14 protein-coding genes are annotated in these 16,066 nt (G+C 60.0%); 3 read left to right on the forward strand and 11 right to left on the reverse strand.

The annotated features are described in order from the left end of the window. Positions 1 to 453: 453 nt before the first annotated feature. From AC1DYC_RS09980 to AC1DYC_RS10000, 5 genes are all read right to left on the reverse strand, one after another. Positions 454 to 1,494, reverse strand: a complete 1,041-nt coding sequence (locus tag AC1DYC_RS09980) for a trypsin-like serine protease (protein ID WP_477405857.1) — start codon at positions 1,492 to 1,494, stop codon at positions 454 to 456. Between the two features lie 523 nt (positions 1,495 to 2,017). Next, positions 2,018 to 2,362: a hypothetical protein gene (locus AC1DYC_RS09985; protein WP_477405859.1), complete on the reverse strand. Its 345-nt coding sequence runs from the start codon at positions 2,360 to 2,362 to the stop codon at positions 2,018 to 2,020. A 12-nt stretch (positions 2,363 to 2,374) separates the two neighbouring features. Then, a complete protein-coding gene (locus AC1DYC_RS09990) occupies positions 2,375 to 3,358 on the reverse strand; it encodes a hypothetical protein (RefSeq protein WP_477405861.1) in 984 nt (327 codons plus the stop codon). 321 nt (positions 3,359 to 3,679) lie between these two features. Beyond that, complete coding sequence (locus tag AC1DYC_RS09995) at positions 3,680 to 4,276, reverse strand: LysE family translocator (protein ID WP_477405863.1); 597 nt, start codon at positions 4,274 to 4,276, stop codon at positions 3,680 to 3,682. Positions 4,277 to 4,407: 131 nt separating this feature from the next. Next, on the reverse strand, positions 4,408 to 5,364 hold the full coding sequence (locus AC1DYC_RS10000) for an acyl-CoA desaturase (RefSeq protein WP_477405865.1): 957 nt from the start codon (positions 5,362 to 5,364) through the stop codon (positions 4,408 to 4,410). A gap of 125 nt (positions 5,365 to 5,489) precedes the next feature. Here AC1DYC_RS10000 and AC1DYC_RS10005 point away from each other — a divergent pair, with 125 nt between their 5' ends. Beyond that, positions 5,490 to 5,933 (forward strand): metalloregulator ArsR/SmtB family transcription factor, encoded by a 444-nt coding sequence (locus AC1DYC_RS10005; protein ID WP_477405867.1) that lies wholly within the window; start codon positions 5,490 to 5,492, stop codon positions 5,931 to 5,933. A 336-nt stretch (positions 5,934 to 6,269) separates the two neighbouring features. Here AC1DYC_RS10005 and ilvN read toward each other — a convergent pair whose 3' ends face one another. The 5 genes from ilvN to tmpA form a co-directional block, all read right to left on the reverse strand. Next, positions 6,270 to 6,842, reverse strand: a complete 573-nt coding sequence (gene ilvN / locus AC1DYC_RS10010; protein ID WP_023668352.1) for an acetolactate synthase small subunit — start codon at positions 6,840 to 6,842, stop codon at positions 6,270 to 6,272. A 76-nt stretch (positions 6,843 to 6,918) separates the two neighbouring features. Beyond that, on the reverse strand, positions 6,919 to 8,700 hold the full coding sequence (locus AC1DYC_RS10015) for an acetolactate synthase 3 large subunit (protein ID WP_477301363.1): 1,782 nt from the start codon (positions 8,698 to 8,700) through the stop codon (positions 6,919 to 6,921). A 265-nt stretch (positions 8,701 to 8,965) separates the two neighbouring features. Then, entirely contained in the window at positions 8,966 to 10,111 is a 1,146-nt protein-coding gene (locus AC1DYC_RS10020) for a PcfJ domain-containing protein (RefSeq protein ID WP_477405869.1), read from the reverse strand. Between the two features lie 729 nt (positions 10,112 to 10,840). After that, on the reverse strand, positions 10,841 to 11,425 hold the full coding sequence (gene tmpB, locus AC1DYC_RS10025; protein ID WP_477405871.1) for a (R)-1-hydroxy-2-trimethylaminoethylphosphonate oxygenase: 585 nt from the start codon (positions 11,423 to 11,425) through the stop codon (positions 10,841 to 10,843). Then, positions 11,422 to 12,573: a 2-trimethylaminoethylphosphonate dioxygenase gene (gene tmpA, locus AC1DYC_RS10030; protein ID WP_477405873.1), complete on the reverse strand. Its 1,152-nt coding sequence runs from the start codon at positions 12,571 to 12,573 to the stop codon at positions 11,422 to 11,424. The genes tmpB and tmpA overlap by 4 nt, the downstream gene beginning before the upstream one ends. Positions 12,574 to 12,693: 120 nt before the next feature. On the opposite strand from tmpA, the gene AC1DYC_RS10035 reads away from it, so the two are divergent. Together AC1DYC_RS10035 and AC1DYC_RS10040 are read left to right on the forward strand one after the other, a co-directional pair. Next, positions 12,694 to 13,584 carry a LysR family transcriptional regulator gene (locus AC1DYC_RS10035; protein ID WP_477405875.1) on the forward strand — a complete coding sequence of 297 codons (891 nt, stop codon included), beginning with the start codon at positions 12,694 to 12,696 and terminating at the stop codon, positions 13,582 to 13,584. A gap of 138 nt (positions 13,585 to 13,722) precedes the next feature. Further along, positions 13,723 to 15,525, forward strand: a complete 1,803-nt coding sequence (locus tag AC1DYC_RS10040) for an NAD(P)-binding domain-containing protein (protein ID WP_477405877.1) — start codon at positions 13,723 to 13,725, stop codon at positions 15,523 to 15,525. Here AC1DYC_RS10040 and AC1DYC_RS10045 read toward each other — a convergent pair. Further along, a complete protein-coding gene (locus AC1DYC_RS10045; RefSeq protein WP_477408237.1) occupies positions 15,522 to 16,055 on the reverse strand; it encodes an N-acetyltransferase family protein in 534 nt (177 codons plus the stop codon). The two genes, AC1DYC_RS10040 and AC1DYC_RS10045, sit on opposite strands and share 4 nt — an antisense overlap. Positions 16,056 to 16,066 lie beyond the last annotated feature (11 nt).

Here is a 16,066-nt window from a genome sequence, read left to right on the forward strand (position 1 = left end):
GAAGGGGGAAAATCTATTAATTTATCTAGCTCCGACATTGCGGAAATTGCGTTATCCGCCAATCGGATCATTCCTTCGGCCGGCTTTCTCACTCTCGTCTGAGCTGAGCCGCCACATGCACGATCTCATATCCCTGTCATGTGCACGACAGGGATATCACCAACCCTGACGGAGATATACCTACTACAAGACGGTCCTCACGATAGTTGGACAACATCCTGCCGCCCTCCTTGATGATTAAGACACGATTTACCCCGGTCCGTCTAACCAACTCATTTCTTGCGGCCACCGTAAAGAGCATGTTCAAGTATTGCGCTTTCATAAAAGAATCTACAGAACATCCTGATGTTGCTTCTGGCGCAATGAGCAGATAAGCCAGTAGAAAAACCTCTACGTAGCCATGAACGCAGTGTCCAACAGTATCGATCCAATTACTGTCCACACCGTTTTACTTTAATTTTGACATCCTGACGCAGCATTCCCGGTGATACGGCAGATCCAACCCTTTCGATCTGGCATCGTTACGTCCTGCATTCCCATCTCCGAAGCGTTTATGCATTTCGACGCATAGAACATGCTTCGTGATGATTTGTCGGTTGCGTTGCCAAGGCGATTAAACGAAATGACGCCCTCCAGCGGATGCGGCCTTGGTTCGGATGCCATGTCAACACTCTTGCAACCTCGAAGCCTACCGGCGAAGACGGGCCCTCCTGAATCTCCTTGGCAGAAACCACTCTTTTGCCCATCGTCAGCGCCGGGCACAAAGGTCAACAGGCCGTTCGCCCGTTGAACCGCGCTAGGCCAAGTGAGTTGAAAGCGCCCTAGCGTTCCCCCGTTGGTGTCGGAATAGCCATAGCCCGCGATCGTTGTGGATTTTTCAAACTCGCTCGAATCGGCAATGGTAGCTGGCTCGATGGCATTAGCCGGGAACGGTGGCGACACCTTAACAAGAGCGATGTCGTTGTCAAAGTTGTCGGCTCCAGAATAGAGCCTGTTGACAACAACGCGTTCTGCAAATCGTGATCTGTCGGATTGTTTTAAGAGCTTGGCATTGCTAGCCTCGACGGTGACGTTCCGAACATTGCTGGATGCGCCATTCGACGTCCATGTGTAGTCCTTGGTATTCGTTCCGATCAAATCTTTTACTGATTGCTCCTCAAGGAAACAATGGGCCGCAGTTAGGACCCAACTCTGAGAAATCAGCGTTCCCGTACACAATTCTGGCACACCACTGCTGTCGGTGATAGCAACCTTAACTATCTCTGGAAACTGAGAGGCTGCGAAGCGTTCGCAGCGGGTCGATCCGCTGGAGGACGAACAGTATGGCGACCTTGTCCTCAGATCGTCGAATTTTAAGTCGCAATCACGCAACCCGCTGTCCAGATCCTTGAAGCTGAGTTCCTCGACGCCAGACTGCCATTCCTTAGGTATCGACGGCGGAACAGCAGCAGCAATAGCTCTCGATATATCGGAACTTACCGACGGCGAGATCATGACCTGACCACCCGCAGAGGCGCCAAAACGTTTGATGGCTGAGTTCCATGGTTGAGTGTTTGTAATGTCACCCGTTGGCGGGGGCGGAGGGGGTGGTCTTGGAAGCGGACCGTTTACATCCGTTCCCGTCACAACTATGGCTTTGGGATCATATCCTTTGAGTATTTCCTTTAGTAGGTCCTGTACTGCCTTGTCGTTACGAGGCAAAATGCCCCCCCCAAATTCCACAGCTGTAGATGGCGGGTTAGTATCGTCTTGGTATCCTGGGATCACGATATAGGGTAGCTGATTAAACGGTTGTTCCTCTGGCTGGATGCCTAGTATTTGAGATGTATCCCCCGTTGGGGGCCTCAAATCAGTGGCTGCGTCAACGTTGGTCCCCAGAGCAGCTGCGCCAAACTTGTTGCCTTCCTGGGCGTCCGCTTTCCCAACGATAACTCCACAGACTACCAGCGCAATTAGGATGGCGGACTTAGAATTAAATCGCATTGGAGATGACCCCTATTGAAGTATAAATGCAGTTTCAAGGTGTCACGAAGTGACCTTTCACAGAAAATCCATTTAATTTGATCGTCATCTCGCCACTAGTCGACGCCGGCGCTTTGGAGGCTCTGACTTTGTCACAAAAAGCCGTGGAGACCTTGTCAAACGAGTTCGATGCTGCGGCGTTGGCAGCCAACCCAACCAACGTTGAGGCTATCGGCTGCCAATCGCAGCCACTCACTATCAAGTCCCGAAGCTTCTGGACGTTGCTTTTTGAAGCGCTTGGTGTCGTTGGCTTCAGGCTTTCTTTTTCTTGTCCGCCCTCGCATGCCACCAAAGTGACTGACATTGCCGCTATCGCTAGACCACTGTAAATCTTGTTCATAGTCCCCTCATCTTACATTTGGATCGAATCATCTATCTGCTTTATTTTCGACACGATGGCAATTAATCCTGCCTGCTTTGAAAGATATCTTGGGTCGAAGACCCTGTCTTTCGGGAAACCCCCTCGAACATACTTGCCAAAATTGTATTTATTTGTATAGTTCCAGAGGTATGGCGAATTAAGCGTAGGATACTTTGAGTTTTGCGAGCGGTACCCGAAGCCGTTATAAGCTTCGAATGCATAGCACATTTCGGGAAATGACCACCCAGGGACAATATTGGCAAAGGGACTTAGCGCATCAACAGCACTAATCTTCCAAAGCTGGCGTGGGTCACGATTATCACCGGGGGGCCACGGTGCGGGCGGCCGATGAGGTGGCACGTGGATGGTCCGCACCATGAGCGGATCACCATTGTGAAGATGCCCCATGAAGTTAAGACTGGCCTCGCGATAATGAAAAGCGCCAACGATATACCAAGGCACACCAGTCTCATGCTCGACTTCGACATAGCGTTGCCGAGCTTTATCCGAGACGATCAGTTTGGCTGCCTTTGTGAGTTCTGCATTGAATTTGTGGAGGATTCTGAAATCATTGTTGTACAAATCTAGATATGACTGTCGGAGGGCGGCTGTCAGAGGTCGGGCGGCTGCGGCGTCTATTTCCGACTTGAACTGCCTATCGTGGCCGTCGTGCGCATCTCGTGTTATCTCACTCAAAAGAAGCCCTGCCTTGGTGGCGACGGCTAACGTATCGTCGGTTGGCGTTTTTGTATCCAGAGACTCAAGTATTATCGAAGCTAAATCCAAGGAATCGAGTTTTTTGGACGAACTGGCTGGAGCAATAACGTTTGGCAAAGCTTCACCAAACTCGTCAGCAATGTCTTCCAACTCTCTTGCTGATTTTAAATCAACGCGACCAGAATATGGATTAACTTTACGTTTGGCACCCGCAGCATCTGCTGTCGCGCACACAGCCAAAATTCCTGCCGAAAGCAAGAAGGCTCGCCTATCCATAGTCCCCCCACCGTCTGCCGACAATAACAGTAGCAAACCAGTAGTTTCCGTAGCCCATTATTAGTTGCTCATATTTCGACATTTTCGGCAAGTGAAAGTTTGAAACCACGTTGGATTGATATGCCAGCAACACCTCGGCGACGTCTCGGTCGTCGCTAAAGGGCTGGCGGACGGAGGTAGAAAAGTAGGTTCTGATGGATCGTAACAGCTGGCGTGGATAGCATCAGGCCGCAGCAGTGGTCCGAAAATGCTAGTTCCGGAGACCCTGTTTTCGCCTCCTAGCGTTGGCTATCTTCTCTAGATCTAGCGGAGCATCGGCCAGAGCGTCGCCGCCAAGAGCACGCCCATGGCGATGTTGAACCATTTCAGCCGCACCGGATCCGACAGGAAGCCGCGCAGCGCCGTGCCGAAACCGGCCCATATCGAGACGCTCGGCAAATTGACCAGCGAGAAGGCAACAGCGATCAACACCACCGACAGGAACGGATGATCGGGGTTGGTGTAGACGGCCATTGCGGTGATCGCCATCACCCAGGCCTTGGGGTTGACCCACTGGAAGGCGGCGGCATCGATGAAGCGCATCGGCCGTGCCTCTGCCTCGCCCTTGCCGCTGAGCGAACGCGACATGGCGATCTTCCAGGCGAGGTAGAGCAGATAGGCAGCACCGGCGATCTTGAGTGCGGTGTGCAGCGCCGGAAACGCCGTCAGCACCGCGCCGAGGCCGAAGCCGACGGCCAGCAAAAGCACGCAAAAGCCGATGCTGATGCCGAGCATATGCGGGATAGTCCGGACGATGCCGAAATTGACGCCCGACGCCAGCAGCATGAAGTTGTTCGGGCCCGGCGTGATCGAGGTCACCAGGGCGTAGAGCAGCAGGGCAAGGAAGGCGTCGAGGGTCATGACGGCTCACAAAGGTCAGCAATACTGACTTAAATCGACCGGGCGCCGGACGCAACGTCATTCGATTGGTCCAACGGGTCCGGCCGTGATCCGTCTGGTCGTGTCGCCAGCCCAGCCACGGGCGGCGCACCCTACCTGCCGTGGGGCCGTGCCGACAACACATGGGAAGCAGTCGCTCTCTCGCTGCGGCTGGCGACGCGCCGCAGGCCTTTGCGCTTCGGCGTGTTCTCCGGAAGCTTCACCCCATGGGCGAGGCCAAGGGCTGCAAGGATGCGGATGAAAACCCAGCCGAGATCGATCTGCCCGCGCTCAAGGCCGAGCCTGGCGGATTCGGGGAACGCGTGATGGTTGCCTTGAAAACTCTCGCCGAAAGTCACCAGGCCGAAACGCGGCAGGTTATAGCCTTGCACCGCGACGCCGTCGACGCGCCAGCCCTGCTGCCCGCTGCGATGCGCGAAATGCCCGACCAGCCAGTGCCCGGTGAGCGATACCGAGATGCGCACCGCGATGCCCCAGACCACCCAGCTCCAACCGCCGAGCAGAAAGAAAAGGATCGCCCAAGGCAGTTGCTGCAGCATCCAGGTGCGTTCGACGAATTTGTAGAAGCGATCGTTGCGGATCGACGGCTCGATGACGAAATCGGGCGGATTGCGTAAGCTAACCGCGCAATGCATCTGCCAGAAAGCGTCGGTGAAGAACGGCCGTCGATGCGCGTGGAGATCGTGGCACGCCGTCTGGCGCTGCGCCCAGTCTCTGATGTCATGCGCATAGATCATGCCGAAGGGACCGGCCATGCCGACCAGCGTGCCAAGATAGACCAGCGCATGCTCGATCCAGATATGCACCTTGAACGAACGGTGGATGAGCAGGCGGTGCATGCCGACCGAATGTCCCGCGCAAATCGTCACCGCCGTTGTCGCCACGAACAAGGCGAAGGCACTCCAGCTGAAGGTCAGCGACCCGAACACCAAGGCGATCAGCGTCATCGCGCCGACCCAGATCGACTTGGCCGGCATCCAGACGACCTCGCCGTCCTCCGCGTCGCTCAAGGGCTGCGATATCATTCTGCCTGTGGATATGGTCTTCATCGGTACCCCTCCTCTGCAGGAAACATTTTCCGAACCAGAGCCTTGCCTTTCGCCAAGCCGGCGCTTATTTAGGCAGTAAGCTAATTATCTACTATATCGAATTAGGTATTTAGGCAATAGTCTAAATGCCGGAGAAATGCAGACCGGAGGCGGACGCCTTCGCGACCTACGAGGCAGGAATTGTGATCGAAGACGACATCTCGAATGGCGAAACGGCCGCCGGCAGCGGCGCCATACAGCGCGTGTTCGAGGCGCTGTCGTCGCAGCCCCGGCGCAAGATCCTCGCCTATCTCGCCCATTCCTCGCTGACGGCCGGCGAGATCGCCGCGCGCTTCGACATGTCGAAGCCGTCGATCTCGCAGCACTTAAGCATTCTGGAAACGGCCGGCCTCATCGCCAGGGAGCGGCAGGGACAGTTCATCCGCTACTCGCTGGTCCAGAACAACCTGGTCAACACGCTGAACGGCTTCGTCCAGGACGTCTGCCCGGTGGCACGCCCGATCAAAAGGGAGAGCAAGGAGCTGGCGAGCGGCAAGGCCGACGCCAAGCCGGTAGTGTCCGGCGACTGATATTCGCAGGCCTTTCGGTCGATCAGTCCCGACGTCGATATTTCAGCGCCCAAAGAAACCAACTGAAGATGACAATGGATCCGGCGTGGAAGAATATCCCGTCCCAGAATCTGGTTGGATTGTCCGCATACGCAACCAGGCTATAGGTTCGTCCGACAGGGACCGTCATCGTCACCCACGCATGGGCAAGCACCCAAATCGAGAATGCGATCAGAGCGTACATCATCACATGTATGATCAGCTCTTTGCGCGGAGTCATACGTCACCAATTCTCAAGCCTGCTGTCAGACTGCCTTGGCCAACCGTGATTGCTGAACTTTAATTTCGCATGAATGCCTACATGCCTTGCGGGCCGCGGTTCATTGCCGCCACGCCGGTGCGGCAGATCTCGACCAGGCCGAGCGGCTTCATGATGGCGATGAACTGGTCGAGCTTGGAGCCCTTGCCGGTGATCTCGAAGATGAAATGCTCGGTGTTGGCGTCGATGACCGACGCGCGAAAAGCGTCCGCCAGCCGCAGCGCCTCGACGCGAGCCTCGCCGGTGCCGGCGACCTTGACCAGCGCCAGTTCCCGCTCCAGCGGCCGCTCCTGGCCGAACTCGTGCGAGCGCACGGTGAGATCGACGACGCGGTGCACCGGCACGATGCGCTCGAGCTGGTGCTTGATCTGCTCCAGCACATGCGGCGTGCCGCGCGTCACGATGGTGATGCGCGACAGATGCTTTTCGTGCTCGGTCTCGGAGACGGTGAGGCTCTCAATGTTGTAGCCGCGGCCGGAGAAAAGGCCGATGACCCGGGCAAGGACGCCCGGCTCATTGTCGACCAGCACGGAGAGCGTGTGGTTCTCCGGCTTCTCCGTTTCCTTGGCGATGAAATAGGCCGAACCGGTCGGTTGAAGCTGTGCGTTCATGACATGAATCTCGATTTCAGACTTTTGAGCTAATTCTCTGTTTGCGCACGGCTTCCAAGCCCTGCCTTGGCTTGTCCTAGACCAGTTCCCTGCCCTTGGCGTCGATGGCGTTGGCCACGGCTTCATCCGTCGCCTCGTCAGGCAGGAGCATCTCGTTGTGCGCCTTGCCCGACGGGATCATCGGGAAGCAGTTGGCGAGCGTCGCCACGCGGCAGTCGAACAGCACCGGCTTCTTGACCGAGATCATCTCCTTGATGGCGTCGTCGAGCTCATCCGGCTTTTCGCAGCGAATGCCGTGGCCGCCATAGGCGTCGGCCAGCTTGACGAAGTCGGGCATCGCCTCGGTGTAGGAATGCGACAGACGGTTGCCGTGCAGCAGTTGCTGCCACTGCCGCACCATGCCCATATACTGGTTGTTGAGGATGAAGATCTTGATCGGCGCATTGTGCTGCACCGCCGCACTCATCTCCTGCATAGTCATCTGCACCGAGGCGTCGCCTGCGATGTCGATGACCAGCGCATCGGGATGCGCGATCTGCACGCCGAGTGCTGCCGGCAGGCCATAGCCCATCGTGCCGAGGCCACCGGATGTCATCCAGCGGTTCGGCTTTTCGAAATGATAGTGCTGTGCTGCCCACATCTGGTGCTGGCCGACCTCGGTGGTGATGTAGGTGTCCATGTCCTTGGTCAGCGCGTAAAGCCGCTGGATCGCATATTGCGGCATGATCACGTCGTTGTTCATCTTGTAGGCGAGTGAATCGCGAGCGCGCCATTTGGCGATCTGCTCCCACCAGGGATAGAGCGCCTTCTTGTCGGCCTTGGCGCTTGCCCGCCACAGCCGAACCATGTCCTCCAGCACCCGGCCGACATCGCCGATGATCGGCACGTCGGTGTGGACGTTCTTGTTGATCGACGACGGGTCGATGTCGATGTGGATCTTCTTCGAGTTCGGCGAGAACGCGGTCAGCCGGCCGGTGATGCGGTCGTCGAAGCGTGCGCCGATGCAGATCATCACGTCGCAATCATGCATGGCCATATTGGCTTCATAGGTGCCGTGCATGCCCAGCATGCCCATCCAGTTCTTGCCCGATGCCGGATAGGCGCCGAGGCCCATCAGCGTCGAGGTGATGGGGAAGCCGGTGAGGTCGACCAGTTCGCGCAGCAGATGGCTGGCTTCCGGGCCGGAATTGATGACGCCGCCGCCCGAATAGATGATCGGCTTCTTGGCGCTCGCCATCAGTTCGACCGCGGCCTTGATCTTGTCGAGGTCGCCCTGGACCTTCGGCTGGTAGCTGGTGCGCGGCGCCGTCTGCGGCGGCACATAGATGCCCTTGGCGAACTGCACGTCCTTCGGAATGTCGACCACCACCGGACCGGGACGGCCGGTCGTGGCGACATGGAAGGCTTCATGGATGGTGGCGGCCAGTTCGTTGACGTCCTTCACCAGCCAGTTGTGCTTGGTGCAGGGCCGCGTAATGCCGACCGTGTCGCATTCCTGGAAGGCGTCGGAGCCGATCAGCGAGGTCGGCACCTGGCCGGTCAGGCAGACCAGCGGAATGGAATCCATCAGCGCGTCCTGCAGCGGCGTCACCGCATTGGTAGCGCCCGGCCCCGATGTCACCAGGAGCACGCCAGCCTTGCCGGTCGAGCGCGCATAGCCTTCCGCGGCATGGCCCGCGCCCTGCTCGTGGCGGACCAGAATGTGCTCGACCTCGTCCTGCTGAAAAATCTCGTCATAGATCGGAAGCACCGCGCCGCCGGGATAACCGAAGACATGCTTGACGCCATTGTCCTTCAGCGCCTGCACCACCATTTCGGCGCCCGTCATTTCACGCCGGTCGTTCTGTCCGTTGCTCATCGGTCTGGTCCCGTACTGTCGCCCCATGGGCGTTGCCATTTGGGTGTTGTTGGTCGTTTAGTCGTGTTTTGGGCAATAAAAAAGGCCCCCGAGGGAGCCTGTGTGTTGCGCATGGGAGGTTTTCGCCCGGCGGTTACACCGCCTTGCCCACGCGCCTTCCTACGAGAATGAGTGCCGTTTTCATGGTGGCGGACAATAGAATTGGTTTTGCGCGGATGTCAACGGGCAATCCGCGCGGCATTCACGCCGCGCGGATGTTCCATTTTCAGGCCCAGAGCGCCACGCCCTTCGCCTTGGCCCAACGCTTGAGGATCTTTTGTTCCTCAAGCGTTGCCAGGCGATTGCCGAAACCGCGCACCTGCACCGCACGGTGCTGCGGGTCGAGCTCGATCGTCAGAAGCCGCTCGGCCTTGCCAAGCGCCTTGCGCCGCAGCGTCCAGATCGAGGCGTTGCCGGCAATGCACTTGACCGCGTAGGTCGAGACGCAGTGATGCATCGCCCTGGACTCGGCAACCAGATCCTCGGCCGTCTTCAGCTGGCGGACGAAGAAGCGCTCGCCATGCGCCTTCGCCTCCTTGGCCGGTGGTTCCCATTCCCAGTCCTCAAGGCGCGAACCCTCCCAGGCGCTGCCCGGAGCCAATGCGGCCCGACCGGCGGCGCGGCGGCGCATGGCCTCAATGCGCTCGATGGCGGCAATGTCGCGATGCCACTGCGACATCTGCCGGCGCAGCGAGGCGAACGTGCGGCCTTTCAGGCTATACGCCTTGTCGCGCCGGTGCATGGCGGCGATATAGTCGCAGAGATCGTCGATCTCCTCCTTCGACGTTGGCTGCTCGCAGAAGAAGCGCGCCACTTCACGCCAGAAGATGAGTTCGCCACGCGGCGTGCGCGCAATCTTGGTGCGCGCAAGCCGTGCCGCCAGCCCGCTATCGCCAGTGTAGGACCGCACGATCGCGAACCAGAATGCCTCGCGGAAGCCGAGCTCACTCGACACGTTGAGGAAGCAATGCACCTCCTTGCGCGACAGCCATTCATTGGCGCCCGCCTTGTAGAGCGACTGGCCACCCGCAACCGCTATGTACCAGGCCAGGCGCAGCGCGATCTCCGAGCTATCCAGCCCCGACCTGTCCAGCCAGATGGCTTCGAGCGCGGCCGAAACCGGATAACGCGCATAGAGGTAGCGGGCAGCCGCCAGCCGCAGCCGCGCAGGGTCGCGCGTCTTCAGCTTCGGGCGCCACAGCGCCCCGTCGCGGATGGCAACGCCGGCATAGCCCCGACGCACCTCGTCGAGCGCCCGCTCGAAATCCGGAGCGGGACGTGGTGCGGCGGACACACGCTGCAACGATGCCTGGTATGCTTCATTACGTTGGCGCTCGGCATCCTGCCTGAGCTGTATCATGGACCTGGCCATGGCCGTTCTTCCCGATTGGAACCCTGTCAGCCGCGCGCAATTCCAGCGCCGGCACGGAATGTGTCGATCTGGATTGCCGTGACATGTACAGGTCTCCTCTTGGGGATGACGGTTGCGAATGGCGGCGTCACTACGCCTGCAACGACCCAGGCGCAAGAGCCATTCTTTCAATGTTTACAATGGCCTGACAGCGTGTTGCAAAGGTGCATCTCAGACCTCCAGACAGCCGCCATCGTCGGCGGAAGCGCTTGGCTTCAACCGGTTTGCCACGGCTCCGACCGGGCATTTGGGTATCGATGTGATCGCCTTCGAATGGTGACAGCCGCCACGCCTCGCGGCACGGCTCTCAGCTTGTCAGAAAATGGGGATTAGCCGTGAAGCGGCTCAACTCGCCCATCGCCAGCGGAGGCGCAAAATGCGTGATGGTGATCTCATAGTCGCCTCCTTACAAAGCGTGGTTGGTACGGGTGCGGCGCGATGAAAGGGGCGCCGCTGATTGGGCGCGGTCAATACAACGGAACGGGTGCAGCGGCAAGATGGCGACCGGACGCCAGGTCGCCCGGCCTTGACGAACCGGCAGTGGCAAGTCGGCTGGACACGTCGCTGATAACGACCGGCGATGAAGCAGTCGCCGCTGGCCGTCGTTCACAGGCTTCTGGCCGGTATGCAGCCACCGCGCCTTCGCCGTCGAAGCAGAAACACATGGGCTGTCTCCCTCCCCGCCTGACGTTAGGTGCCATTGGCGAAGTCGCGGACAACCCGCTGCAGCAGCGGCACGTAGTCGCGAAACGTCCGCGTCTTCATGTTGGCGATCTTGCCTGCCTCGTCCCAGATGCGGACCCGTACCGCTTCCTCATGGAACGGGTTCTTGCGGAACTCGGCGACCTCATCCGCATTCATCGGTCCGCCCTGCAGCGACAGCGTATGTACCGAAGCCTGGGAGAGCTTGCCGAAATAGGTCGGGTCGGTGGCGCAGAGATAGCGCTTGGCGGCGACATGCAGCCTGACGCAGTCGACGATGACAGGCGGAAAGAACGGCGCCAGCACCTCGCCGCCGGCCTCGTCATGATGTTTGTCCTCGACATCGTCGGGCGAATAGGTGCCGAACTCGCTGGTATAGTGGCCGATGTCGTGCAGCAGTGCCGCCGCCACCAGCACGTCAGGCGCGCCGTCCTTCTCAGCAAACCAGGCGCCCTGCAACATGTGCTCCGACATGGTGACGGGCTCGCCGAGATAGGATTCCGCCCCTCGGCGCTCAAAAATGTCGGCGATGAACTCGACGATGTTGTCCGCGTTCAAATCCTGGCCGCTCATTCCGCAGCCTCCTTGTAGCCGTGCTCGATTGCCGCGAGCGTCGACAACAGGCCGTCCTTGTCGGCGTAGCAGCCTTGCAGCCAGCGCTTGCCGGTGCCCGAAAAGGCCTTGCGGGCATGCATGACGCGGGTGTTGTCGACGATGAAGGCCTGCCCCGGTTCGAGCTTGAAAGTAACTTCGAACGACGGATCCTCGATCAGTTCGGCGAACCGCCGATAGGCGGTGTAATAGGCCTCCATGTCGGCGAACGGCACGTCGACGGTCGGCGCCAGCGAGCGGTTGTTGAAGCGGATGGCGATGAGTTCGCCATCAGGCCCAAGCTCGATCATCGGCCGCTTGGCCTGCAGCCGCACACCCGACGACCCCGCATATTCGAAACGCGCCGGGTATGAACTCAACAGACGGAAGCCCTCGGGATTCTCGGCTTGCAGCGCGGCCGCCACGGCAAAACCGTCGACGACGCTGGATTCGCCGCCCTCCACCGTGTTCTCTATGCAGGACAGGATCTGCAGCGTCGGCACCGGATCGCGATAGGGATTGTCGGTGTGCGCCTGCAGGCCGAGATTGGTGTAGGCCAGGTTGTTGGGATTGACCTCGGCACGCACTTCGAACCAGCGGCCGTAATTGGTCTCCCTGATGTAGCCGAACAGATCGGAGACCTTGCACAGCGCGCCGGATTCGGTCGGCAGATCGTCCATCACCGCAAAGCCATAGGCCCGCACCGCCGACAGCCATTGCCTGAGCACCGCGCGGTCGCAGCTGGCCGCGGCATAGCCGGCGCGCGGCACCGAATTCTGCATCGAGGCCTTGGTCCATCGCACCGTACCCTCGCCGGTCCAGCCGGGCTCACGGGCGGCGTCGCGATCATAGGCGTTGGCGCTCAGCCATGCCGCGGGAAAGCGCACCGTCTTTCCCTCCGGTACGAAGCTGACCTCGAGGGCATCGCCCTGGATCGCGGCGGCGCCGATCTTTGTAGCGGCCGGGATGTCGAGAATGGTGATGAGCCGCTGGCCGTTGCCGGCGCTGCGCGTCTTGTCGTCCAGCGCATTGTCGCGCAGCCACACGGCATGGAAGCGGGTGCGCGCGCCGTCCTTCCAGCCGAGTTCGATTGTTCTGCCTTCGTCGCCGATCAGCGCGTGGGTGAGCATGAAAATCCGTCCTGTCCGCTATGCCCTGCGGCCAGCTCCGCAGGGTTTCCGATTGCATGGTGAAGGCGCGAGAGGCATAATTCAAATTATCATTTTGCAGCCAATGGCCATAAACTACTTATGCCTCAGACGACCCTCCCCTTGCCACCGCTCGACTGGCTGCGCAGTTTCGAAGCCGCCGCGCGGCTGTCGAATTTCACCGCCGCCGCGGCCGAGCTCGGTCTGACCCAGGCTGCCGTCAGCCAGCACATCCGTTCGCTCGAGGAGCGGCTGAAGCAGCCGCTGTTCATCCGCCTGGCGCGTGGCGTCGAACTGACGCCGGAAGGTGGTGCCTACCTGCCGCATCTGCAATCGGCCTTTGCCACGATCGCCAACAGCACGCGCGAGCTGTTCGAACCGAGAACGATCCAGGGCGTGACGATCCGCTCGCCGATTTCTTTCGCGGTGCTGATGATCGCGCCGAAGCTGCCGCAAATGGCTGGAGATCTGCCCTTCGTCCAGTTGCAGATCGAGACCATCCACACCCCGGCCGACTATGGTGAGCGCTCCGGCGGGCTCGACATTCGTTTCGGCGCTGGCTCCAGTTCCTTCGCCGGACGCCAGGCCGACCGCCTGACCCGCGAAACACTGACACCGATGGCCGCGCCCGGCCTTGCCAAAATCGCTGACTGGACGGCATTGCCGCGCTTGACGGTCGTCGGCGCGCGCGAAATGTGGGGTGAATGGTTCGCCGTCGCGCGGATGAAGCCGACGCTCGGGCCGACGCACAAATTCGACAGTTTCGTGACCGCACTGGAGGCCGCAAAGCACGGCGCCGGCATGGTGCTAGGCTCGCGCCCGCTGGCCGATGCAGCGCTGCGCGACGGATCGCTTGTCACGCTTTCCGGCTTTGCGCTGTCGAGCGGCGCCGGCCACTATCTGACGGCACCCTCGGGCGCGCATCTGAGCCCAGCCGAGGAAGCGGTCCGCCGCTGGTTCGCCACAGTCTTCGGTACCCCGATTTCCCGATAAGTCCCTGAATACGCGCCAAACTATTGGACGACGTGACGCCGCGCATAATTTGCCGCGATACTGCGCAAGGCCGGACGTCAAGCTTCGGCAGGGTTCCGCCCGCTACAGGCGGCCAGAAAAAATCGCGGAGGAAATTCGATGCTCGACAAGGCCCCCAACAAGAAGCTGTCCGACCTGCTCGATCGCTTCGGCGCAGCCCTTGCCGCCGGCGATATCGACAAGGCCGTCGCCTGCTTCCAGGAGGATTGTTTTTGGCGCGATCTCGTCAGCTTCACCTGGAACGTCAAGACGATGGAAGGGCGCGACCAAGTGCGCGAGATGCTGGTCAGCCAGTTGGCCAAGACCAAACCGTCGAACTGGGCGATCGCCAAGGGGGAGGATGCCACCGAAAGTGACGGCGTGCTCGACGGCTGGATCAGCTTCGAGACGGCGGTGGCGCGCGGCTTCGGTCACATCAGGCTGAAGGACGGCAAGATCTGGACGCTGCTCACCACCATGGTCGAGCTCAAGGGCCATGAGGAGCCGGCCGGCTTCGACCGCCCGCTCGGCGCCAAGCATGGCCATGGCAAGAACCGCCCGACCTGGAAGGAAGAGCGCGAGAAGGAAGCGGTCGAGCTCGGCTTCAAGACGCAGCCCTATACGCTCATCATTGGCGGCGGCCAGGGCGGCATCGCTCTCGGTGCGCGGCTCAGGCAACTCGGCGTGCCGACGATCATCGTGGAGAAGAACGAGCGAGCCGGCGACAGCTGGCGCAAACGCTACAAGTCGCTCTGCCTGCACGACCCCGTCTGGTACGACCATCTGCCCTATATCGACTTTCCCCGGAACTGGCCGGTCTTCTCGCCCAAGGACAAGATCGGCGACTGGCTGGAAATGTACACCAAGGTGATGGAGCTGAATTATTGGTCCTCGACCGAGGCCAAGAGCGCTGTCTATAACGACAAGAAGAAGGAATGGACCGTTGTCGTGCGCCGCGACGGCAAGGACACCACCCTGAAGCCGATGCAGCTGGTGCTGGCCACCGGCCAGTCCGGCAAGGCCAACATGCCGAACTTCAAGGGTATGGATAGCTTCAAGGGCGATCAGCACCATTCCTCGAAGCACCCTGGCCCCGACGCTTATGTGGGCAAAAAGGCTGTCATCATCGGTTCGAACAACTCCGCACACGACATCGCCGCCGCCCTTTGGGAAGCCGGCGCCGACGTCACCATGGTGCAGCGCTCGACCACCCATATCGTCAAGTCGGACACGCTGATGGAGATCGGGCTCGGCTCGCTCTATTCGGAAAAGGCTGTCGCGAGCGGCATGACCACCGCCAAGGCCGATCTCATCTTTGCCTCCCTGCCCTACAAGATCCTGCACGAGTTCCAGATCCCGGCCTATGCGGAGATGAAGAAGCGCGACGCCAACTTCTACAAAGGCCTGGAGAAGGCCGGCTTCATGCTCGACTGGGGCGATGACGACTCCGGCCTGTTCATGAAGTATCTCAGGCGCGGCTCCGGCTATTACATCGATGTCGGCGCCTCCGACCTGATCATCGACGGCTCGATCAAATTGAAGAGCGGCGTCGAGGTGAAGGAGATCAAGGCGCATTCGGTGCTGCTCTCGGACGGATCCGAACTGCCGGCCGATCTCATCGTCTACGCCACCGGCTACGGCTCGATGAACGGCTGGGCGGCCGACCTGATTTCAAGAGAAGTCGCTGACAAGGTCGGCAAATGCTGGGGCCTCGGTTCGAATACCACCAAGGATCCCGGCCCGTGGGAGGGCGAATTGCGCAACATGTGGAAGCCGACGCAGCAGGAGGCGCTGTGGTTCCATGGCGGCAATCTGCATCAGTCACGCCACTATTCGCAGTTTCTGTCGCTGCAGCTGAAGGCGCGGATGGAAGGCATCGCGACGCCGGTCTACGGGCTGCAGCAGGTTCATCACAAGGGTTAGGCAGGACCATCAGAGGATTGGCCGACACGCTTCCAGTAGATGAGCGTGCCGGTCAGCCCGCCATGCGGCTTCAAGGCAAAGTCCGGTATTTCGCCGGTGAGCGTGAAGCCGAGTTTTTCGTAGAGGCCGGAAGCGCCCTCTTCCGTCGCCGTGTCCAGCACCAGCAGCGTGCGGCCCTTTTCGACGGCGAGGGTTTCGGCGGCCCGCATCAGCCGGCTAGCAATGCCCTTGCCGCGATGCGCGACACGGGTCATCAGCTTGGCGATCTCGGCCCGGTGCGGCTGGTTGACGGGGAAGTCGAGCAGCAAGGTCACGGTGCCGACGAGAGCGTCTCCCTGCCAGGCGCCGAGCACCGCTCTTTCGCCCTTCTCCGCTGCCTCCAGCGACTTGTCCCAGAAGGCTCTCGCAGCCTGCCGGGACAGCGGATGCATGAAGCTGACCGAGCCGCCGGCCGCGACCGTCTCGATCAGGAGGTCGGCCAGCATGTCGCGTGTTTCCGCAGTCAGTGACCTGATTTCGATGGCATCCATGTGTGCAGTGT

It is taken from the genome of Mesorhizobium sp. P2_E7 (genome assembly GCF_056403855.1).